Raw genomic sequence first — 17,936 nt, 5'->3', positions numbered from 1 at the left:
TCCTACCAACCGGAACCGCGCTTGACTTCAGGCCGTGGGCTTTTTCGGAAGTGATACATATGGTTACTGTCCGTCTGGCATCGTTTGAAAGCCCCGTCCCCGGTCACGTATGTAATCAACTTGTCCCTATTCATGCAAACCGGGCAGATAAAGTGAGTTGGTTGTCCGTTCGCCAATTCCGCTTTGAGGGCGAAGACAATGTCCCCAGTGGAGGTCGCGAACATCTCATACCGAGATTTTTCTCGTTCGAACTCATCCTGCCGTTGCAGTTCGCGGCTCAACGTCTTCAGCGCTTCACTGAGCTGCATGTTCATAACGTTCGCCGTGGTCAGGTCGGTTGCAAGGGCATTGAGAAGCTTGGACGCTTCACCGTCATCAGGCCCCTCCCTCGAAGAGAACAGTTTCTTGATGAGGTCGGCAGTCGAGGCGGCCTGATTGGTCATGCCGATGGCAGTACTGACGAGAGCTATCGCGCTCTGAATTTGCGTCATGTCCATTGGGTCTCTCTCCTAACCATCGCTTCCCCGATCGCACGCTACCGTGATGCAATTTCCCATTGCAAGCATGACCGGGGGGTGTCCCCAGTCTTTGCACCTTCCCGTGGGACCGGCGTGGGCAGCATCGCGCACCATTTGCACCAGAAGGAGATTTCCGAATGAGCGTGATCGACCTTGCCGCCGCGAAAGCGCATCTGAGCATCACCGACGACACGGACGATGCGCTAATCGAGGCGAAGATCGCCGCGGCCGAGAACCACGTCGCCAGCTACCTGGGCAAGCCGCTCAGCGAGTTCGATCCGATGCCGGCGGCGATCCCCGAAGCCATCCTCCAGCTTGTCGGGCACCTCTACGAGAACCGGGAAGCCACGCTCGTGGGTGTCACCATCGTGGACGCGGCGCTGGGCTTTTTCGACCTCCTGGCACCGCACCGGGAGTGGATCTTCTGATGAGCGCTCAGACCGATCGCCTCCGCCGTCGTATGGAAGCCATCCCGAAAGGAGTGCGACAGGCCGTCACGCCCGCCCTGGCGAAGGCCGGCACCGACCTTGCGGTGACGATGCGGCTCCTCGCTCCGGTGGATACCGGCGACCTTCGGGACAGCATCCATGTCACCCTGCCGGGGGAGACGACACCGCCATACTCCCAGCCCGGTGGCAGCCGCACCGCAGGCGAGACCGAAGTGCTCGTGACCGTGGGCAACGATGACGTGAGATACCCCCATCTCGTGGAATACGGCACTGCGGAGGCAGCGGCGCAACCGTTCTTCTGGCCTGCCTACCGCCTCAAGAAAAAGAAGATCGCCAACGCCATTAAGCGGGCCGTCCGCAAAGCCGTGAAGGAGGCCAAATAATGGAACCCTCCCTTGAGCTACAGAAAGCGATCCGGTCCCGCCTCGTGGCAGCGTCCACCGTGACTTCGCTTGTCCCGGCCGCGTCGATCGTCGATCGCAACGGCACCCCGGCCACGTTCCCCTCCATCCTTATCGGGGAAGGCCAGACCACTCCCGGCGGCGATATCTCCCGCCGTCGTCATGAGGCATTCTTCGACCTCCATATCTGGGCCAAGGAAGCCGGCCTTGCGACGTCGAAACAGATAGCAGGAGCTATCAGGGACGCCCTGGCGGACAGCGTTTGGAACATTGCCGGCCTCCACGTGGCCGACCTTCATGTCGTCTCCAGTCGCTTCATGCGCGACCCCGGCGGCACCCTCTCGCATGCCGTCATCACCCTTTCCGCAACCGTCAATGAGGTGGCCTGATGCGCGCCGGCAAGCTGGATCAGACGATTATCATCGAGCGCCCGACCACCATAGTGGACGACTACGGCACACCGACGGAGGGCTGGGCAACCATCGCCACCGTGCGGGCTCAGCGCCTCCAGTCGAGCACGGCGGAGTTCATCGAAGGCTACGGTGCCGACTTCCGCTCTGTCGTCGTGTTCCGCATCCGCCACCGCGACGGGATCACCCTGGCAGACCGGATCAGTCACGCCGGAAACCCCTACAATTTGGTGGAGATCAAACCCCTTGGACGGCGCGAAGGGATCGAACTGCGCTGCACCGCATCGGGGAATTGACCATGAAGCTCAAGCCGGTCCTGAAACAGAAGCCACAGCCTTCTCCGTTCCCCGACATTCCCGACCCGTTCGGCTACGGACAGCGCGCGGTGGATTTTCTGCGAAGCCTCAAGCATCCGAAATCCCGCCATCCTGATCGCGATTTCCAGCTCGACCCGTGGCAGGAAAAGATCGTTCGCCAGATCTATGGACCTTGCGACGAGCACGGCCACCGCATCGTGCGACAGGTCATCATGCTGCTGCCCCGCGGCAACCGTAAGACTTCGCTGGGCGCCGCCCTCGCTCTCCTCCATACCATGGGCCCGGAAGCCGTCTCCGGTGGCGAAGTGCTGACTGCTGCCGCCGACCGCAAGCAGGCGAAACTGGCCTTCACCGAAGCGCAGAGCATCATCCAGGCCGGGAGTGAAGAACTGTGGCGGAAGGGACAGGCAAGCCGCCGCTATGAGGAAGGCCGAACGATCAAACTGCAGGAATACAAGAACCGGATGACGTTTCCGAACGGATCGTTTCTGGAAAGCCTGTCCAACGATGCCGGCACCCAGCACGGCCGCACCCCGTCTTTCGCCCTGATCGATGAAATCCACGCATGGAAGAAACGGGACCTCTGGGACGTGATTAAAACCGGATTGGTTAAGGTGTCCAACTCCCTGTCGATCGTGATCACCACCGCCGGCCGCGGGCAGGAGAACATCGCCTATGAGGTGATCCAGTATGCCCGCGACGTTGCCGCCGGGAAGATCGATGACCCGGCCACGCTGCCTATTCTGTTCGAAACCTCTCCCGATGCCGATTGGCAAGATGAGGACGTATGGAGGGCGTGCAATCCCGGCCTTGAACATGGCTATCCCGACCTTGCCGGCCTTCGTCAGCTTGCCCGTGAAGCGGCTAACCGACCCGCCGACCGGGAAGCATTCCGACAGCTGCACCTGAATGTCTGGCTAGGGCACAGCTCCGACCCGTTCGTGGACATGGCCGTCTATGACCAGGGCGCGGCGGCCTTCGACCTTGAGGAACTGGAGAACGAACCGTGCTGGCTGGGCGTTGACCTTTCCAGCAATTCCGACCTGACCGTGATCGTCGCTGCATGGCGAGATGGAGAAGACGGCTACCTCGTCCACCCGTGGTTTTTCTGCCCCCGCGACAACCTGTTCAAGCGTGCCGATCGCGACAACGTGCCCTATCCACAGTGGGCCGCCGATGGCTTCATCGAGCCGACGCCGGGCAACGTCGTGGACTTTCGCGCCGTAGAGGACACCATCCGCGATATCTGCCAGCGCTTCGACGTGCGGGAGATCGCGTTCGACCCGCACCTAGCTCGCGTCATGATGAGCAACCTTGCCGAGGATGGCTTCCCGGCAATTGAGATGCGGCAGGGCTGGGTGACGATGGCGCCGGCCGTGAAGGAACTTGAGCGCGCCATCATTGCGGGCCGGTTCCGCCATGGCGGGCACCCGGTGCTTCGTTGGAACTTCGACAACATCGCTGTCGAGACCGACAAGGCCGGGAACAAATCGTTCCACAAAGGCAAATCCCGTTACCGGATCGACGGGGCTGTCGCCACCGCCATGGCCGTGGGCCGGGCCTCCCTGGGCGGCGACGACCGTAGCATCTACGACACCGACGACCGCCCGGAAGGGCTCTTGATCTTCTGAGGAGAAAACCATGTCGACCGAACAAGAGCGCCTTGTCGTCAGCCTTGAGGCCCGCATCCGGGATTTTGAGCGCAATTTCCAGAAGGCGAACCGCACCACCGGCCAGAACTTCGACGCCATCGAGCGCCGGGCCAAGCAATCCGGCGATCGGCTGGAAGCCTCCATGTCGAAGGCCTCCCAGGGCGTCAACGTGGGGCTGGCAGCGATGAAGGGCGGGATTGCTGGCCTCGCTGCCGGCCTCTCCGTGGGAACCCTCACGGGCATCGTCTCCCGCGTGGGTGAACTCGCCAAGGGCGTGGCCAGCATCGGAGATGAAGCCCGTCGCGCCGGCCTCAGCGTCAAGGCCTTCCAAGAGTTCAAGCACGTGGCAGAGCAAAACCGGATAGGGGTCGACGCCCTGACAGACGGTTTCAAGGAACTCTCCCTCCGGGCCGACGAGTTTATCGTCACTGGAAAGGGCTCCGCAGCCGAAGCCTTCCAGCGCCTGGGCTTCACTGCGCAGGATCTCAAGCGCAAGCTGCAAGATCCCTCCGCGCTCTTCACCGAGATCATCGGGAAGCTTGGCCAGCTCGACAAGGCAGCCCAGATCCGCATCGCGGACGAACTGTTCGGGGGCACCGGTGGCGAGCAGTTCGTGCAGCTGATCCAGCAGGGGGAAGCCTCCCTCCGCGCCACCGTGCAGCAGGCGCACGACCTGGGCCTTGTCCTCAGCGAGGACGTGATCCAGAAGGCCGACGAGATCGACAAGAAATTCAACCTGCTGAGCCGGACCATCGGGACGAAGGTCAAGGGCGCCGTGGTGGAGGTGGCTTCGGAGCTGCTGACATGGGGCAAGTCGATCGACCAGTGGAACGAAGCCACGAACAGGCGCACCATGGTGCAGCTGGCGAACAAGCTGGAGGAGATCGCGGAGGCCCGCGAAGCCCTCGACCAGATCGCCATAGACAAGGCCCTGTCTCCCGACGACCCGACCACCGGCATGAACTGGGATCGGCAGACCGAACTTCTCCGCGAACTGGAGAGGGAGGCCCAGGCATTGCGGGCGATCCTCTATCCGCTCAATGGCAAGGCAAAGGACGACATCATCACCGGGGCCGGTGACAGCGCCAAGGAAGCCAAGGCGCCGCTCTCCAGCTTGAATGAAGCGCTGGAGCAAACCGGGAGCGCGGCATCCACCGGGGTCAACGGGATCAAGTCCTATAGCGATGCGATCCGATCGCTTGCCAATGAGGTGCCGGAACTGGCGAAGTCGCTGGCAGAGCTGGACGCCAAGACCCGCATCCACGCCGTCTACAAGGCTGCCGTGGGCAAAGCCCGCACCATGGGCGAAGTTTATCAGGCCAATGAGATGCGCGGAAAGGCGCTCCAGTCGCTGGGCATCAAGAGTGCAACCGATGACCCGGCTGCCTACCTGTCCAATGTGCTGGCATCGGGCAAGAGCGCTTCGCACGTCACCGGCCTGTCGTCGGACTTCGCGGGCAAGCTCGCGAAGATGCTGGCCAGCATGCCCGCCGACCTCCGCGGCCAAGTCACCGTCAACAGCGGCTATCGATCGCCGGAACGGCAGCAGGAACTTTGGCTCCAGGCGCTCCAGAAGTACGGCAGCCCGGAGGCCGCACGGAAGTGGGTAGCTCCCCCGGGGAGATCCCAGCACAACTCTGGGAATGCTGTCGACTTGGGATATGGGTCTGACGCAGCAAAGCAGTGGATGCACCAGAACGCTGCCAGCTTCGGCCTGTCGTTCCCGCTGGCGAATGAGGATTGGCATCTGGAGCCTGCGGGCGCACGTGACGAGCAGCGCGCGGAGGAGATCCAGCGGCAGACGGAGGCCCTGACATCGCAGGCCGACGCCTATCGCCAGATCATCACCGATGGGCAGCAGTACATCCAGACGCAGACGACCGAGCAACAGGCCCTTGGCCTCACTGCCCAGCAGGCGGCGAAGCTCCGCTATGAGCAAGACCTCCTAAATCAGGCACAGCGCGCCGGCATCACCGTGACCCCGCAGCAGCGGCAGGAGATCGAGACCCTTGCTACCGGGATGGCGCAGGCCGAAGCCGCGACCATGAGCTACGCCCAAACTCAGGAGGAGGCCCAGCAGGCCAGCCATTTCTTTGCCTCCTCCGCGGCCGATGCCTTGACCGGCGTCATCATGGGTACGACCAGCGCACAAGACGCTCTCAAGGGCCTCATTGCCTCGCTGGCGAAAGCAGCCCTCCAGGCGGCATTGCTGGGCGAAGGTCCCCTCGCTGGCCTCATGGGCGGCGGCACCGGAGCCAAGACCGGAGGCGGTGGCGGCGGGATCTTCGGGGCGATCTTCGGCGCCCTGTTCGGGGCTAAGGATGGCGGATACATCCAAGCCTTTGCCGGCGGCGGCAAGGTGCATGGTCCCGGTGGGTCCCGCGACGACAAGGTGCCGGCATGGCTTTCCGATGGCGAGTTCGTGGTGAATGCCGCCGCGACGAAGCGCAACCGCGCCGCGCTAGAAGCCATCAACGCCGGCCGCACGCCGGTCCTGTCTGCCAAGATCGGCGGCAAGGGCGGGGCCGTCTCTCAGTCCACGCACGTAGTCAACACCTTCTCCCCAACGATCCCCATCACGGTGCAGGCATCGGGGAACAAGGAAACCGATGCGGCCATGGTGGAACGGCTCAGCAAGGAGCTGGACACCGTCATACAAAACAAGATGACGGACTTCGTCTCCGATCAGCAGCGGCCGGGCAACATGCTCAATCGTGGGGGATTTGTTTAGTCGCTGTTGAGAAGATCAACGCCGGAATGCTCGCCTAGAAATGCATACTCAAGGCGATGGTCCGGCGATACGGCGAATTGCATGGTCGGATTTTCCGCCCGCAGATTGCTGAGGCTGATCGTCACCTCGAAAGTATGTTCGACGTTCCACGGCACGGTTGCACTGCCAATGAACGTCTGTTCGTTCGTGTCGTAATCCCTGCCGTACAAGTAGACCGCAGCTCGGACATCAATCTGTGTTGGTATCTCAACAACGAAAACTAGTTCATCCTCATCGGAGCTGATCATTGCGATGTCGCCGGTGTAAAGCTCAATGGATGTGATATCGGCTGCCTCTGGTACAGCGAGCGCGACAAGGTCGCACTTTATTGAGACCTCAAAGTCCAACGCGCTTAGCGTTTCCTGTAGAACAGCCTGGATCTTTGCACTCAGATTGGGCTCTGAATTGAAGCGCTCGATAAAGGCTTCCAGCAATTCCACGTCCTGATTGAAGGCTGCCAGCGCTTCACGGAGTTCGGACATGCAGTAGAGATTTGGAGACCGCTCACAAAATTCTCGCCACGCGGTGTCGTTGCTAACAACAATCACCCCACCACACTCCGCGCTCCAGCTTTCAATGGAGCACAATGCGAAGGCGTCTGGAAACTCAGATTTATTTTTGCCCAATCCGAACGGGGGGCGCTGGCCGAAATAGAGATCTAGGATTTTTTCTGGCGAGCTAAGTTTTTCAGACATCAGAACAATGGCACCGGTGCCTCGTAGGAACATCGCCAATCTTTCACTGACAATCTGCTGAGCGCGATCTTTTGGGACCAGTGTTTTACGAAAAGCCTCGATTGCCTCCCTATTCGGCTCCCATCTTTTCGAATGGTTTTTGAGCGCATTCATGAGCCGCTCATGCGTTTTCTCAAGGTCATCGGTCATGTGCGCGCGCAATTCTCGAAGCACTACGTCGGGCATCAAAACCTGTATGTCATGCGCCTCTAGCTCGTACAGCCCAAGCAATTTGGCGTGCTGCAGGTCCCCCGATCTGGAGAAGCTCTCAAGGACCGACGTATCCAGCGCGATTGCGACAACTTCCTTTTTGACAATCAGACGCCTAACGTCTTCTGGATTTAGCTTTGGCAATTTAATCCCCCAGGTATCGTCCCATGCCTAAGTGAAATTATTTGCACTAGAAAACGCAACGATTGCGTTTTCGCCCAGCCTAACCACCCCGTGCCTCGACCTTAGAAAGGCGCTCCTCAAGCGCCTTTACGCGCTGTTCTAATGTTTGCGTTTTTCTTGTCGCAGCATCCCACTCATGTGACCCCGGCCCGAAGGCTGTAGAGACACCGTTCTCACCATCACGAGCCATTCCGACCGAGAACGTAAACTCCAGACGCTCCAGTATCTCCCCGTTCATGCTTCGGTTGTTCTTCGCCGCTGCCTCTTCGATCTGATCCTTGAGGGCTTGCGGCAGCCGCAGTTTGAAATCGGGCATCGTTGTCTTCACGGGGTCACTCCAACGTCAAATTGGGGTTGACAGTAACCCGGAAACGTGACCCTATCAATTGACCCAAAATAGGGTCATTACAACGTCACGGATGGAAGCAATGGAAATTACTGACCTCAAAATTCGTATGCCGGCCCAAGTGAAGGACTGGCTCGCGGCCCGCGCTGATGAGAACGAGCGCAGCATGAATGGCGAAATTCTCGCCATCCTCAAAACAGTAATGCGCCGGAAGGCTGATCGGCGCGATCTCAACCCGGCAAAGTAAGGAGACCGACCATGCCATTGACGTTCAAGCAGATCCAACCGGTGCCGGCAGTCGCACTTAGCTACAGCTATGCGGGCCTTGATGCCGAAACGGCAGCGTGCGCGAAGAAGGCAGCAATCGCGATCAGGCACCGCCTGGGAGAAGCGCAGGCGCACTTTATCGAGATCGGCAAGGATCTCGTAGCGGTGAAGGAAAAGCTGCCGCACGGTGAATTCACCAACTGGATCGACGCAGAGTTCGGCATGTCAATCCGCACCGCTCAGAACCTCATGTCTGCGGTGCGCCTGATGCACTCCGGCGGGATCGACCAGAAGACGCTGGAGGCAATCCCGCAAAAGCTCGTCTATGAGCTTGCCGCTCCCAAGGTACCCGCGGAAATCGTGATCGAAGTGGTCGAGGCCGTCGAGGGCGGAAAACCCCTCCACGTTCCCGACGTCCTGCATAAAATCGCCATCTCGAAGCAGGAGCAGGCGGCCTTGAAAGCCAAGGAAGCCAAGCTCAAGGCAAAGGCGGCGAAGCTCAAGGGCAAGTCGCCGGACGAGATCGCGAAGGCTGAGAAAGCCCAGGCAAAGAAGGATGCCAAGGAGGCGGAGAAAGCGGCAAGCGAAGCGGCGGCACGCGAAGCTCGTAAACAGGCAGCGAACGATGCAGTGGCAATGATCAAGGGCTTATCGGCCTACTCGCAGTTCCTCGCCCTTGTACGAAATGCCGGCTGGGAGTTCGACCGCGCCTTGGCCAAGGAAGTGCAGGAGGCCATGGTCAATGCGTGAAGATCGCCCCCTTCCCGCCGAACCCCTATTCACCCCGGAGGAGGCGGCGACCCGCCTCTCCATCTCCGTCAAAACTTTGATGAAGCACGTTCGCGAAGGCCGGCTCCGGTACATTAACGTGGGCACTGAGGGCCGCAAAGCGCGCCGCTTCTCCGCCTATAATCTCAGCACTTTCATCGAAACTCAGAAGGTCCGGGAGACGCCGAAATGTCCGTCTACAAAAGCCCCAAAAGCCCTTTCTACCAGTACGACTTTCAAATCCAACGTCGTCGCTTTTTCGGCTCTACCGAAGCCAGCAACAAAAAAGACGCCGAAGCAGTAGAGCGGCAACTCAAGGCCAAGGCGCGGGCCGACATCGAACTTGAAAAGAAGAACGGCACTGGCCCCCTCACCCTCGACGTTGCCGCCGGTGGCTACTGGCAGGCCAAGGGCGAGGCCCAGGCGAACAGCGCGGGCGTCTGGCGAACCCTCAATCGCTTCATCGCCACCTTCGGCAACGATCGCCGGCTCGACGCGATCACCGACCGGGAGCTGACGTTCTACGTCACCGCCCGGAAGAAGGACAGGCTCCGCGGCCGGGTGAAGGACAAAGCCGGCAACCCTGTCCGCACCGTGTCGAATGCCACCATTAATCGCGAGATCGCGATCCTAAAGCGCCTGATGCTTTGGTCGCGGAAAGCGATGAAGCAGGATCTGCCGCAGGAACCGAACTGGCGGGACCATTGGCTCCCAGAAGCCCAGGAGCGCGTGAGGGAGCTCCACGACCATGAGGGTGAAGCACTCGACAGTGCTATCCGTGACGACTACGCCCCGTGGCTGGAGTTCGCCCGTCTCACGGGCCTACGTCGCGCGGAGACGCTGATCCGGTGGACGGCGGTGAATTGGAGCACCGGACAGATCCGCACCCCTGGCAAGGGCGGCAGATGGGTGACAACGCCGATCACGCCGGCCGTTCGGGCGATCCTTGAACAATGCAAGGGCCATCACCCGGAGTTCGTCTTCACCTACGTTGCCAAGCGCACCCACCGTGGCAAGGTCCGTGGCCAGCGGTATCCCCTCACCTACGCTGGCACCTTGACCGAATGGCGGAGGACGAAGGACCGTGCGGAGATCACCGATTTCCGTTTCCATGACATCCGCCACGACGTGGCGACGAAGGCGCTCCGCAGCACCGGCAACCTCAAGCTCGTGCAACGCATCCTCAATCACACCGACGTCAAGACTACCAGCCGATACGCCCATGTCCTCGACGAGGAAGTCGGGGCCGCGCTGGAGGCCATGGCCAAGTCCCGGAATAAATCCCGGATTGACACCCCGGACGTTGCATAAACCGCTGAGAACTCACTAGAAAAAGGACTTGGCAAATGATCCTTCTAAGCAGTAGGTCGCAGGTTCGAATCCTGCAGGGGTCGCCATAAAGTATGCAGCGCCAGATACGTCTGGACTATCTCCAAAATCTCTGGACTCTACGCCTCATACGTCTGGACTCGGCTCGGCTTCCGTTCTCAACGTCAACGTCAGTTCGAGTTTTGCTTCTTCTTAAAAAAGCGGAACAAAGCCTCCAGGTATGGCTTGGCAGGTGCTGGGTTCACGGCCTTCCTGTTCAGTCGCCAATAGTCAGTTCCCTGTAGACTGTCAGATAAGACGACTCGGTAAGTGTCGGGATCGATCGCTAAAAGCGCCTTGTCGAGCAGGGCGTGGATGTCGGCCCGCAGAAGGAGGCCGTTGCTCGGTTCGTTTCTGAGGGCGATGCTTTCGGAAAAGGGAATGACGTGCGCTGCCTGGAGTGTTGATTCCACATTGCAGCCGGTAATGGCGCATGTGCCGTTGTATCGCGACATCAACGATGCTCGGAAATCGGCCTGATCCGGCCTGGCCTCCTGGCGGGAGTAGCGCCGTTCAAGGCCATCGAGCACCTCGTCTTTCTGCACCCGGAGCGCTTCATCCTCATCTGACGCCGATCCACCGACTGGCGCAGCCCGCTCCAAGTGGCGGCCGACCACGCCGCGGAATTCGGAAAGCTCGTCATCTTCGAGCTCGTAGGTGCGAGTGAGCAAGTTGCGCAGGAGGTGGTCAATAACACGACTACCTGTCGGGCCGCCCCGCCAGCCGCGGAGACGAAACCCAGGCCTAAACAGCCTCACGTTTTCAAGGGTTGCTGATAGGATGTTGTCTGGCTCTTCTCGGACGTCGCGTGCAACGCCTTCGGCGGTCAATCCTTGGCCGCCGCCGAAAGCAGGGTCTTCGTGCGTCCAAACGATCAATGAGTCGCCGTCCGCAACGCTGTCGCCGCGTCCGCCGCTTATACGCGATGGTTTTTTGAAGCGCAGCCTCGTGCCTTCCCATTGCTCTGGGTTAGCTGGACGGGGGGCAGCTCCGCCAATGTCATTCTTACAATGCAATTTCAGAAGAAACGTTGTCATTGATTGATGTCTCGTGCTTGAAATCGGGCGTGCAGCGAGTTGAGATTGATGGGTGAAAAGAGTCGCTTCCGACGCGATCAGAGGTCTGTGTAGATTGTCTTCGTCAGCGTTTGCAGCAAGTTCTTCCAATAGGCATACAACTGGTTCGCACAGTCATCAAAGCTGATCTGATTTCCGCCATCGTCGAAAACCACGTTCGGTCCGCCACCGTATGCTCCCTGTCCGAACCCGCCTTGCCCCCACCCCACGGAGATGATCGCGGTATTGGCGATATGTGTCATTCCAGTTGATGGGGGCGCGAACCCGGGGCCACCAATCGTGACGTGCTTCGAAGCGTTGGTGACATCGCGGATGTAACCAAATTTGGAGTTGGTCCCCTCGACGTGCTTCCAAAATCCGCCTGGTTTGGAGAAGTTCTTGCCGAAGTGCGTACTGATATCGGCCTTGAATTCGTCGAAGAGCCATTCGTGGAAATGGAAGAGGCTTGTGGCCAGGTTTACAGCGGAGGCGAAATTGCTGGGACTACTGAAAAACGTGTCCATATTTGGTTTCACAATCTGACGGAAATAGTCAGCCGAATTTGCGAGAGTCATAATGGTCGACGCGGCAGTAGTCATCTAGCCCTCCACGATTCACAAAAGACATTCATAGGCTGATTTGCGCGCTTGTTGCACCAAACATATGCGATGTTGACAAAAGAACGAAACACGAACACACTCCCCGCCCAGCGGCCCCTCACAGAAAATTCGAGATCGCTAAAATGTTAAGCATTTTTTCAACCTTTGATTCCAACCTTCCGCGTAGAAGGCCGGTCGGTTCTGACTAAGGAGCACTTTGATGACTGCGACAGCGACACGAATAGGCATACGGGAAGCCTGGTAGATCGTTCGCTGAGTCAGTTCTCGGCAGCGATCGCCGAGGTCACCCCCGTATGCCGGGTTCAACAAGGTGGCGGATCATGGATCGCAATTTCTCTCTTCATTCTTCGCATGACGCTCGCATTCCCGTCTCCATGATAGTGGCGGCGCGGTAGCGCGCGTCGGTCGGTTCATCACGAGCCGGCAACGATAATCTCCTGAACATTTCGATCCGTGTTTACCCGCTGCCTGTGACGGCAAGCGGAGGGAGAAGTCTGTCATGCGTATTCCCCCGTACGGGTTCACCGAACCTGTGATTGCCCTGTCGACCGATGAAACGGTGACGCTTGGTGTGCCTATGGAACTTTTGCAGACGCTGTCTGCAAAAATGGGAGGCGGCCGCCACACTGCTTCGCAAGGCACTCTGAACAAGGGAGCTTCCAAGTGAGCGAACTCTCTTCCCATCAATTGGCCGCCCTCGAGGATTACATCTTCGGGCCGAACCACGTTCCAGCCTGGGAGCCTAAGATCGGCGCGTGGAATCCCACCATCCCCACGATCTTCCCGACTGCGAAGAACCCGCAGCGCTCGGTCTACGCACGTCTCCCTCTGATGCGCCAGGCCCTGATGCAGTTCGACGTCGATCCGCAGGTCGTGTCGATCTCTGCCTTCCCGTTATCGACGGAATACTGGTCGACCACGTCCGAGGGCGAACCGGTGAAGCGGACGCATGTCGCGGACGTCGCCATCCTCCTGCGCGACACCCGCGTGATCTGTATCGACTATGTCCCCGTCGGTATCCAGAAGGACACGCCTTGGCATGAGGCGAAGACGGCGCAACTCGAGGCTCACTATGAAGAGGAGTTCGGCTGGCCGTACGTCGTCCATGACGAGCGTCGCGTCCTCGCCCAACCCATGGCGGCAAACGCCTCGCTTCTGTGGCGTTACATGCCATGCGCCGCAGACCATGCGGCCCTGCCGGCGGTGCGCCGGGCTGTGATGGGACTGGTCCTTCCGACGACCATCGCGGCCATCACCGAGGGTCTGGCCTCCGGTCATCCCGAAGTCACCAAGCTCGGAATGGAGGCCTCAGCCTTCGTCTTCACCGCCGTCATGCAGCTAATTATCGCCGGCCGCTTGGTCGTCGATCTCTCCCTGCCCATCACCACAGCGTCGACCGTCATGAAGGGAGCATCCGAATGAACATGAGCATCAATCGCATGGAGTTCATGTATCCACAGATGACGGTTATGACACCCGCTGACCTCGGTATTCCGCCCTCGCCGCGGGACTACAAGGCTGGCCAGCACTACGACATCGTGGCTGGTGACCACTTCCTCATCTACGACGCCGACAAAACCAAGGGTGCGCCGTTCGCAGTCCAGCGCTGGCACGAGACGCCAGATGGGAAGAAGCACATCGAGCTTCAGAACATGAAGGCGAACACGCCGCTCTATCTCGACACCTGGCAGATCGGCCACTTGGAACGCAACGGCCTGATCCGTCCACTGGTGGCGGCCGCCGGCCGTGGCAAGAACGAGCGGTTGCCTGGATCGGCGCTGTGTCTAACGAAGGCGCAGAAGGCAAAGGCCGAATACTGGCAACGCTACCTGCAGGCCGCTCTCGACGAGTGCGTCGAGTTCAACGATGGCAAGGCGTCGAAGAAACTGATGAAGCGGGCGATCGAGCGCCTCGCCGCCGAGCGTGGCGAACGGTCTCCCGGCATCTCGACCATCTACGAGAAGCTTTCCAAATCTCGGCTCCTCGTCAACTTCGACCCGTTGGTCGCGCTTGCGCCGAACGTCTCGTCGGGCAACGACGATCCGCGCTACTGCGAACGAACCGAAGAGGCGATCAAGAAGGCCGTCGAACTCGCCTGGATGGACCCCAAGGGAACCTGGAAGAGCGTCCGATCCAAGCTGGTTGAATGGACGGCCGAGGGCGGCGAGTACTTCGACCTCGCCAATCTGGTCATCGACATCGGCGAGACCAAGCGCATGATGTCGCGCCGAACGATCCAGCGTCGTTTCTGGGCCGTGGATGGCTTCACCCGCGACGGCCTGCGCTACGGCTACGACCATGCCGCCCGTGTACACGCTCGCCGTATCCGCCAGATCAGACCCGAGCGCCCGCTCGAAGTGGTGGACGTGGACCATACGACCCTGGGCATCGTGGTCTATGACGACGTCCGGGGCATTGGCTTCGGCCGTCCAGACCTCGTCCTCTTCCGCGACCGCCATTCGGGCGTCGTTATCGGCTGGGCGATCAGCTTCGGCCCGCCTTCGCTGGAAACGTTCCTCGAAGGCCTGCTGCACGCCATCCTCCCCAAGGACGGGGGCGACCTGCCTGCTGGCATTTCCTATCCGTGGCATGGCCGTCCCGTCATGCTCGGCGTGGACAACGCCAAGCACTTGATCGGGATGCCGGCGCGCGAAGCGGCGATCGAGCTTGGCTTCCAGATCACGCCGTATCGTCCAGGCCATCCGTGGGAGAAAGGCGCGCTCGAGCACCTCTTCCACATCATGAACATCCAGCTGATCGACCGTCTGCCGGGCGCGACGACGATGTCGCCCGACGAGCGCAAGAAGTTCGATGCCGAGAAGATGAAGGCGGTGCCGCAGATTTCGCTCTCGGAGCTGAACGGCTTCCTCGCCTACTACTTCGCCACCGTCCACCACGCGCGCAGCCACGAAGGCCTTGGCGAGTTGCACACGATGCACGGCATTCCCGCCGACCTGTGGGATAAGGGCATCGCCAACGCGCAACATCGACCGCTCGTGGATCGCGACATCATGGTGAGGCTGGCGGGTGACACGACGACCGTCACGATCCAGGCCGACGGTGTCCGCTGGGAATATCTCGTCTACCAGTGCGCAGAACTCGAACAGCTGACGCTCAACCCGGCGCACAAGTTCGGGACGAAGCACCACAAGGCGACGGAGTACAAGGCAGTTCGCGATCCGTCTGACCTGTCGCGCATCTGGGTCCACAATCCCTATAACGGCCAGATGATCGAGGTGCCGATCTGCGCCGAGATGGCGAACTACGCCAAGGGCATGCGGCTGTACCAGCACCGTCGGATCGTCGCCCATAACCGCGAGAAGAACCGCGCGGCCGACGACGTCGAGATGCTGACGCTGTCGATGACAGAGCTGGAAAACGAGCTTCTCGAAATCCACGCCAAGCGCCGCAAGCACGACACGGCGGCCAAACTCGCCCGCTTCATCTCGGGCCAGCGCCAGCGCATCCGCCGCACGCAGGCGGTGGAAGTGGCGATTTCGGGCGTAGGCCGTGTGGACTACGCCGCTCCGATGCTGGACGTCGCGACGGACTCGCTCAATCGTCGGACCTTGCCTGCTCCGACCACCGAGACGCCACCCGCCGAGCAACCGTCGGCCACGGCCGACATCATCGACATCGATTCGATCCGCTCCAAGTTCGAGGAATGGGAATGACCGCCATGTTCCACACTGAAGCCTTCCTGACGCCCGAAGCCCGCGCGATTGCCGCGGCGCTGCCCTTGCCCGACCGTCAGGAGATGATCAAGAACCTCCTGTACAAATACCCCGTGTTCAAGAAGGGGGTGAAGTTCATTCAGGACTTCCACTTGCCCGCGGGCGGCGAGGCCCATGACAAGGGTTCCATCGGCGCGCTGCTCGGCGAAAGCCATGCGGGAAAGTCGGTCATCTGCCGCTACTACGCGTCCCTGTTTCCGAACGCGGTCGGCGACAGCGGCGAAGTCTATCCGGTGGTCTATTTCGAGGCGACCGAGCAGACGACGCCGTCGTACCTGGCGGAGTGCCTCTATTACCTTACGGGCGCGCGCTCGATCCCCAACATCAAGGCGGCGGCGCTGATGGACAACTCCATCCTGCGCCTCGCGGCGGCGAAGACTCAGCTCGTCATCATCGACGAGGCCCAATTCCTCTTGACCGACCGTCCGATGCCGCAGATCAAGGCCTTCCGCGGCTTCATCAAGAAGATGGTGGACGCGCGACTGTTCAACGTCCTGCTCGTGGGCGAGGAAACGCTTCACGGCACGGTGCATTCCATGAAGGCGCTCGCCAACCGCGGCTTCTACACCGACAACGTGGAGCCGATCGGTGACGGCGGCACCGAGTTCGAGATGTTCCGCCTGCTGATCGACAAGATCGACGACCGCCTGCCGTTCGCCTCGAAGTCCGGCCTGGAGGCTTGGGCCAAGGATTTCCACCATTTCAGCGGCGGCAAGATCGGCCGTGTGATGGGCCTGCTCGCCCGGGCGGGCCAGCTGTCGATGGGGCAGGGTTCGGGCTGCATCATGGTCGAGCAATTGCGGGAGACCGTGAACCGCATGCGTGGCCCCGGCGATCGATATCCCTATTTCGAGAAGGGTTGACCGATGCAGATCGAAAACGCGCTCGCCCGTCCGTTCTCCCGCTGGGACGTCGCCCATGGCCGGGGAGAATCCGCCTACGGGTATTTCGCCCGCCTGGTGGCGAACGAAGGGCATTCCAGCCTGCGGGTGTACGCCAACGAAATCGGGATCAACGGGCGCAATCTGGTTCCCGAGGAAATGCTCGCGGCGATCCGCAGGTTGCCGTTGTCGGTCAAGACGATCAGCGATCTCGAGCGATGGACGCCGATCCGTGACGGCAGCCTTTACCGGATCGGTGCCGAGACGGCGCGGCTCAAGCAGATGTCGATGACCACTCGGCGGTGGTGCCGATCCTGTCTGCGTGAGGCGCGTCATCACCGGGTCTGGTGGGATTTCACCGCCTATAGGACATGCCCGACGCATTGCGAGGCGCTGGTTGGCCGCACCGTCCGCGGTGGTATGGTCCGCTGGCACTGGCCGCATTTCGACGTCGGGCCTGACGGGATGGACCTCGCGGTCGGTGCCGAACCTGGGTCATCAGCGGTGCCCATCGGGCTGGAGCGGTTTATCGAGGGCCGACTGACGGGGGATGTCGGACTGCCGCTGTCGGACGTGCCGTTGAATCATGTTCTGGATGCCGTCGATACGCTCGGCACCTTCCTGGAGGACGACGGTTTCGTCGCTCTGACGATGCCACAGGACGATCTTCGAGATCGGTTGGCCGAGCGTATCCGGGATACGGTCCCCGAGGAGAAAAGGCGACGGGGCGTTCATGGGTCGCTCGGGCATCTCGTAGATGGCAGCGGCGGCGAGGAACCCGGGTCGCTGCGGCCTTGGCTCGAGCGTCAGTTCCTCGAAGCGTTCGCCGAGGTCGGGCGGATCGGCAGGAAGCGGTTCAGCCATGCCGGGATCGAGCGGCGGGACTTCACGTTAGCCGAGGCGGCCACCGAACTCGGCGTGAACAAGAAGGGGCTTTCGCGGTTCGCCAAGCGGCTCAGCATCGGCCATACGCCGTGGAAGGATGCCCATTCGTTTTCCAGAGAGGACGTCGAGGCGTTGCGGGCGAAGGTGGCCGATCTGATCACGCTTCGGGAGACGATCCCGATCACGGGCATCCCAGGTCACGAATTCCGGTTTCTGGAGAGGGCGGGATACATCGATAGCCATTCAGGACTTCGGTAACGGGGCCGTCTGAGTCAAGTAAAACAAGTCGACCGCAGTAGCGCAGTCATGCTGCCAAGGCGGCAAATATTTCCTATAGACTCCCTATCGCCGATGCCTGGCTTGCTTCG

Annotated in this window: 20 protein-coding genes; 15 read left to right on the top strand and 5 right to left on the bottom strand. The window is 60.6% G+C overall.

The window, feature by feature from the left end; all coding sequences use genetic code 11:
* Positions 1 to 2: 2 nt before the first annotated feature.
* The gene (locus LQK81_RS24540; RefSeq protein WP_230809047.1) at positions 3 to 497 is read right to left on the bottom strand and encodes a hypothetical protein; all 495 of its coding nucleotides are present in this window, start codon (positions 495 to 497) and stop codon (positions 3 to 5) included.
* Between the two features lie 158 nt (positions 498 to 655).
* Here LQK81_RS24540 and LQK81_RS24535 point away from each other — a divergent pair, with 158 nt between their 5' ends.
* Genes LQK81_RS24535 through LQK81_RS24510 form a run of 6 tightly spaced genes read left to right on the top strand, consistent with a single transcriptional unit; the run spans position 656 to position 6,478 of the window.
* Positions 656 to 946, top strand: a complete 291-nt coding sequence (locus LQK81_RS24535; RefSeq protein ID WP_230809046.1) for a head-tail connector protein — start codon at positions 656 to 658, stop codon at positions 944 to 946.
* Positions 946 to 1,350: an HK97-gp10 family putative phage morphogenesis protein gene (locus tag LQK81_RS24530; RefSeq protein WP_230809045.1), complete on the top strand. Its 405-nt coding sequence runs from the start codon at positions 946 to 948 to the stop codon at positions 1,348 to 1,350. Before LQK81_RS24535 ends, LQK81_RS24530 begins: the two co-directional genes overlap by 1 nt.
* Positions 1,350 to 1,757, top strand: a complete 408-nt coding sequence (locus LQK81_RS24525) for a DUF3168 domain-containing protein (protein ID WP_230809044.1) — start codon at positions 1,350 to 1,352, stop codon at positions 1,755 to 1,757. The genes LQK81_RS24530 and LQK81_RS24525 overlap by 1 nt, the downstream gene beginning before the upstream one ends.
* The gene (locus LQK81_RS24520; RefSeq protein WP_230809043.1) at positions 1,757 to 2,074 is read left to right on the top strand and encodes a phage head closure protein; all 318 of its coding nucleotides are present in this window, start codon (positions 1,757 to 1,759) and stop codon (positions 2,072 to 2,074) included. Before LQK81_RS24525 ends, LQK81_RS24520 begins: the two co-directional genes overlap by 1 nt.
* A gap of 2 nt (positions 2,075 to 2,076) precedes the next feature.
* Complete coding sequence (locus LQK81_RS24515) at positions 2,077 to 3,726, top strand: terminase large subunit (protein WP_230809042.1); 1,650 nt, start codon at positions 2,077 to 2,079, stop codon at positions 3,724 to 3,726.
* 10 nt (positions 3,727 to 3,736) lie between these two features.
* The gene (locus LQK81_RS24510; protein WP_230809041.1) at positions 3,737 to 6,478 is read left to right on the top strand and encodes a D-alanyl-D-alanine carboxypeptidase family protein; all 2,742 of its coding nucleotides are present in this window, start codon (positions 3,737 to 3,739) and stop codon (positions 6,476 to 6,478) included.
* Here the strand turns inward: LQK81_RS24510 and LQK81_RS24505 are convergent.
* Together LQK81_RS24505 and LQK81_RS24500 are read right to left on the bottom strand one after the other, a co-directional pair.
* Positions 6,475 to 7,605: a PIN domain-containing protein gene (locus tag LQK81_RS24505; protein ID WP_230809040.1), complete on the bottom strand. Its 1,131-nt coding sequence runs from the start codon at positions 7,603 to 7,605 to the stop codon at positions 6,475 to 6,477. The genes LQK81_RS24510 and LQK81_RS24505 overlap by 4 nt on opposite strands.
* A 79-nt stretch (positions 7,606 to 7,684) precedes the next feature.
* A complete protein-coding gene (locus LQK81_RS24500; protein ID WP_230809039.1) occupies positions 7,685 to 7,972 on the bottom strand; it encodes an Arc family DNA-binding protein in 288 nt (95 codons plus the stop codon).
* A gap of 100 nt (positions 7,973 to 8,072) precedes the next feature.
* Between LQK81_RS24500 and LQK81_RS24495 the strand changes: the two genes are divergently transcribed.
* Genes LQK81_RS24495 through LQK81_RS24485 form a run of 4 tightly spaced genes read left to right on the top strand, consistent with a single transcriptional unit; the run spans position 8,073 to position 10,336 of the window.
* Positions 8,073 to 8,237: an Arc family DNA-binding protein gene (locus LQK81_RS24495; RefSeq protein WP_230809038.1), complete on the top strand. Its 165-nt coding sequence runs from the start codon at positions 8,073 to 8,075 to the stop codon at positions 8,235 to 8,237.
* A gap of 11 nt (positions 8,238 to 8,248) precedes the next feature.
* Entirely contained in the window at positions 8,249 to 9,007 is a 759-nt protein-coding gene (locus LQK81_RS24490; protein ID WP_230809037.1) for a DUF3102 domain-containing protein, read from the top strand.
* A complete protein-coding gene (locus tag LQK81_RS26455) occupies positions 8,943 to 9,329 on the top strand; it encodes a helix-turn-helix domain-containing protein (RefSeq protein WP_442967186.1) in 387 nt (128 codons plus the stop codon). Before LQK81_RS24490 ends, LQK81_RS26455 begins: the two co-directional genes overlap by 65 nt.
* Complete coding sequence (locus tag LQK81_RS24485; protein ID WP_230809036.1) at positions 9,215 to 10,336, top strand: tyrosine-type recombinase/integrase; 1,122 nt, start codon at positions 9,215 to 9,217, stop codon at positions 10,334 to 10,336. Before LQK81_RS26455 ends, LQK81_RS24485 begins: the two co-directional genes overlap by 115 nt.
* Before the next feature lie 188 nt (positions 10,337 to 10,524).
* On the opposite strand, the gene LQK81_RS24480 is transcribed toward LQK81_RS24485, so the two are convergent.
* Positions 10,525 to 11,430, bottom strand: coding sequence for an HNH endonuclease (locus LQK81_RS24480; protein ID WP_230809035.1), 906 nt, complete (start codon positions 11,428 to 11,430; stop codon positions 10,525 to 10,527).
* Positions 11,431 to 11,507: 77 nt separating this feature from the next.
* Positions 11,508 to 12,047 carry a hypothetical protein gene (locus LQK81_RS24475; protein WP_230809034.1) on the bottom strand — a complete coding sequence of 180 codons (540 nt, stop codon included), beginning with the start codon at positions 12,045 to 12,047 and terminating at the stop codon, positions 11,508 to 11,510.
* 520 nt (positions 12,048 to 12,567) lie between these two features.
* On the opposite strand from LQK81_RS24475, the gene LQK81_RS24470 reads away from it, so the two are divergent.
* The 5 genes from LQK81_RS24470 to LQK81_RS24450 are packed head-to-tail and all read left to right on the top strand — an operon-like array spanning position 12,568 to position 17,826.
* Positions 12,568 to 12,735, top strand: a complete 168-nt coding sequence (locus LQK81_RS24470; RefSeq protein WP_230809033.1) for a hypothetical protein — start codon at positions 12,568 to 12,570, stop codon at positions 12,733 to 12,735.
* The gene (locus LQK81_RS24465) at positions 12,732 to 13,490 is read left to right on the top strand and encodes a hypothetical protein (protein ID WP_230809032.1); all 759 of its coding nucleotides are present in this window, start codon (positions 12,732 to 12,734) and stop codon (positions 13,488 to 13,490) included. Before LQK81_RS24470 ends, LQK81_RS24465 begins: the two co-directional genes overlap by 4 nt.
* Positions 13,487 to 15,742, top strand: coding sequence for a transposase family protein (locus tag LQK81_RS24460; protein ID WP_230809031.1), 2,256 nt, complete (start codon positions 13,487 to 13,489; stop codon positions 15,740 to 15,742). Before LQK81_RS24465 ends, LQK81_RS24460 begins: the two co-directional genes overlap by 4 nt.
* Positions 15,739 to 16,665, top strand: a complete 927-nt coding sequence (locus tag LQK81_RS24455; protein WP_230809030.1) for an AAA family ATPase — start codon at positions 15,739 to 15,741, stop codon at positions 16,663 to 16,665. The genes LQK81_RS24460 and LQK81_RS24455 overlap by 4 nt, the downstream gene beginning before the upstream one ends.
* Positions 16,666 to 16,668: 3 nt before the next feature.
* The gene (locus LQK81_RS24450) at positions 16,669 to 17,826 is read left to right on the top strand and encodes a TniQ family protein (RefSeq protein WP_230809029.1); all 1,158 of its coding nucleotides are present in this window, start codon (positions 16,669 to 16,671) and stop codon (positions 17,824 to 17,826) included.
* Positions 17,827 to 17,936 lie beyond the last annotated feature (110 nt).

Origin of the sequence: Rhizobium sp. GN54 (genome assembly GCF_021026345.1) — a bacterium.
In the GTDB taxonomy this organism is placed as follows: Bacteria; Pseudomonadota; Alphaproteobacteria; order Rhizobiales; family Rhizobiaceae; genus Mycoplana.
Note: the sequence above shows the minus strand (reverse complement) of the source record. Positions and strands in the feature narration are given on the sequence as shown.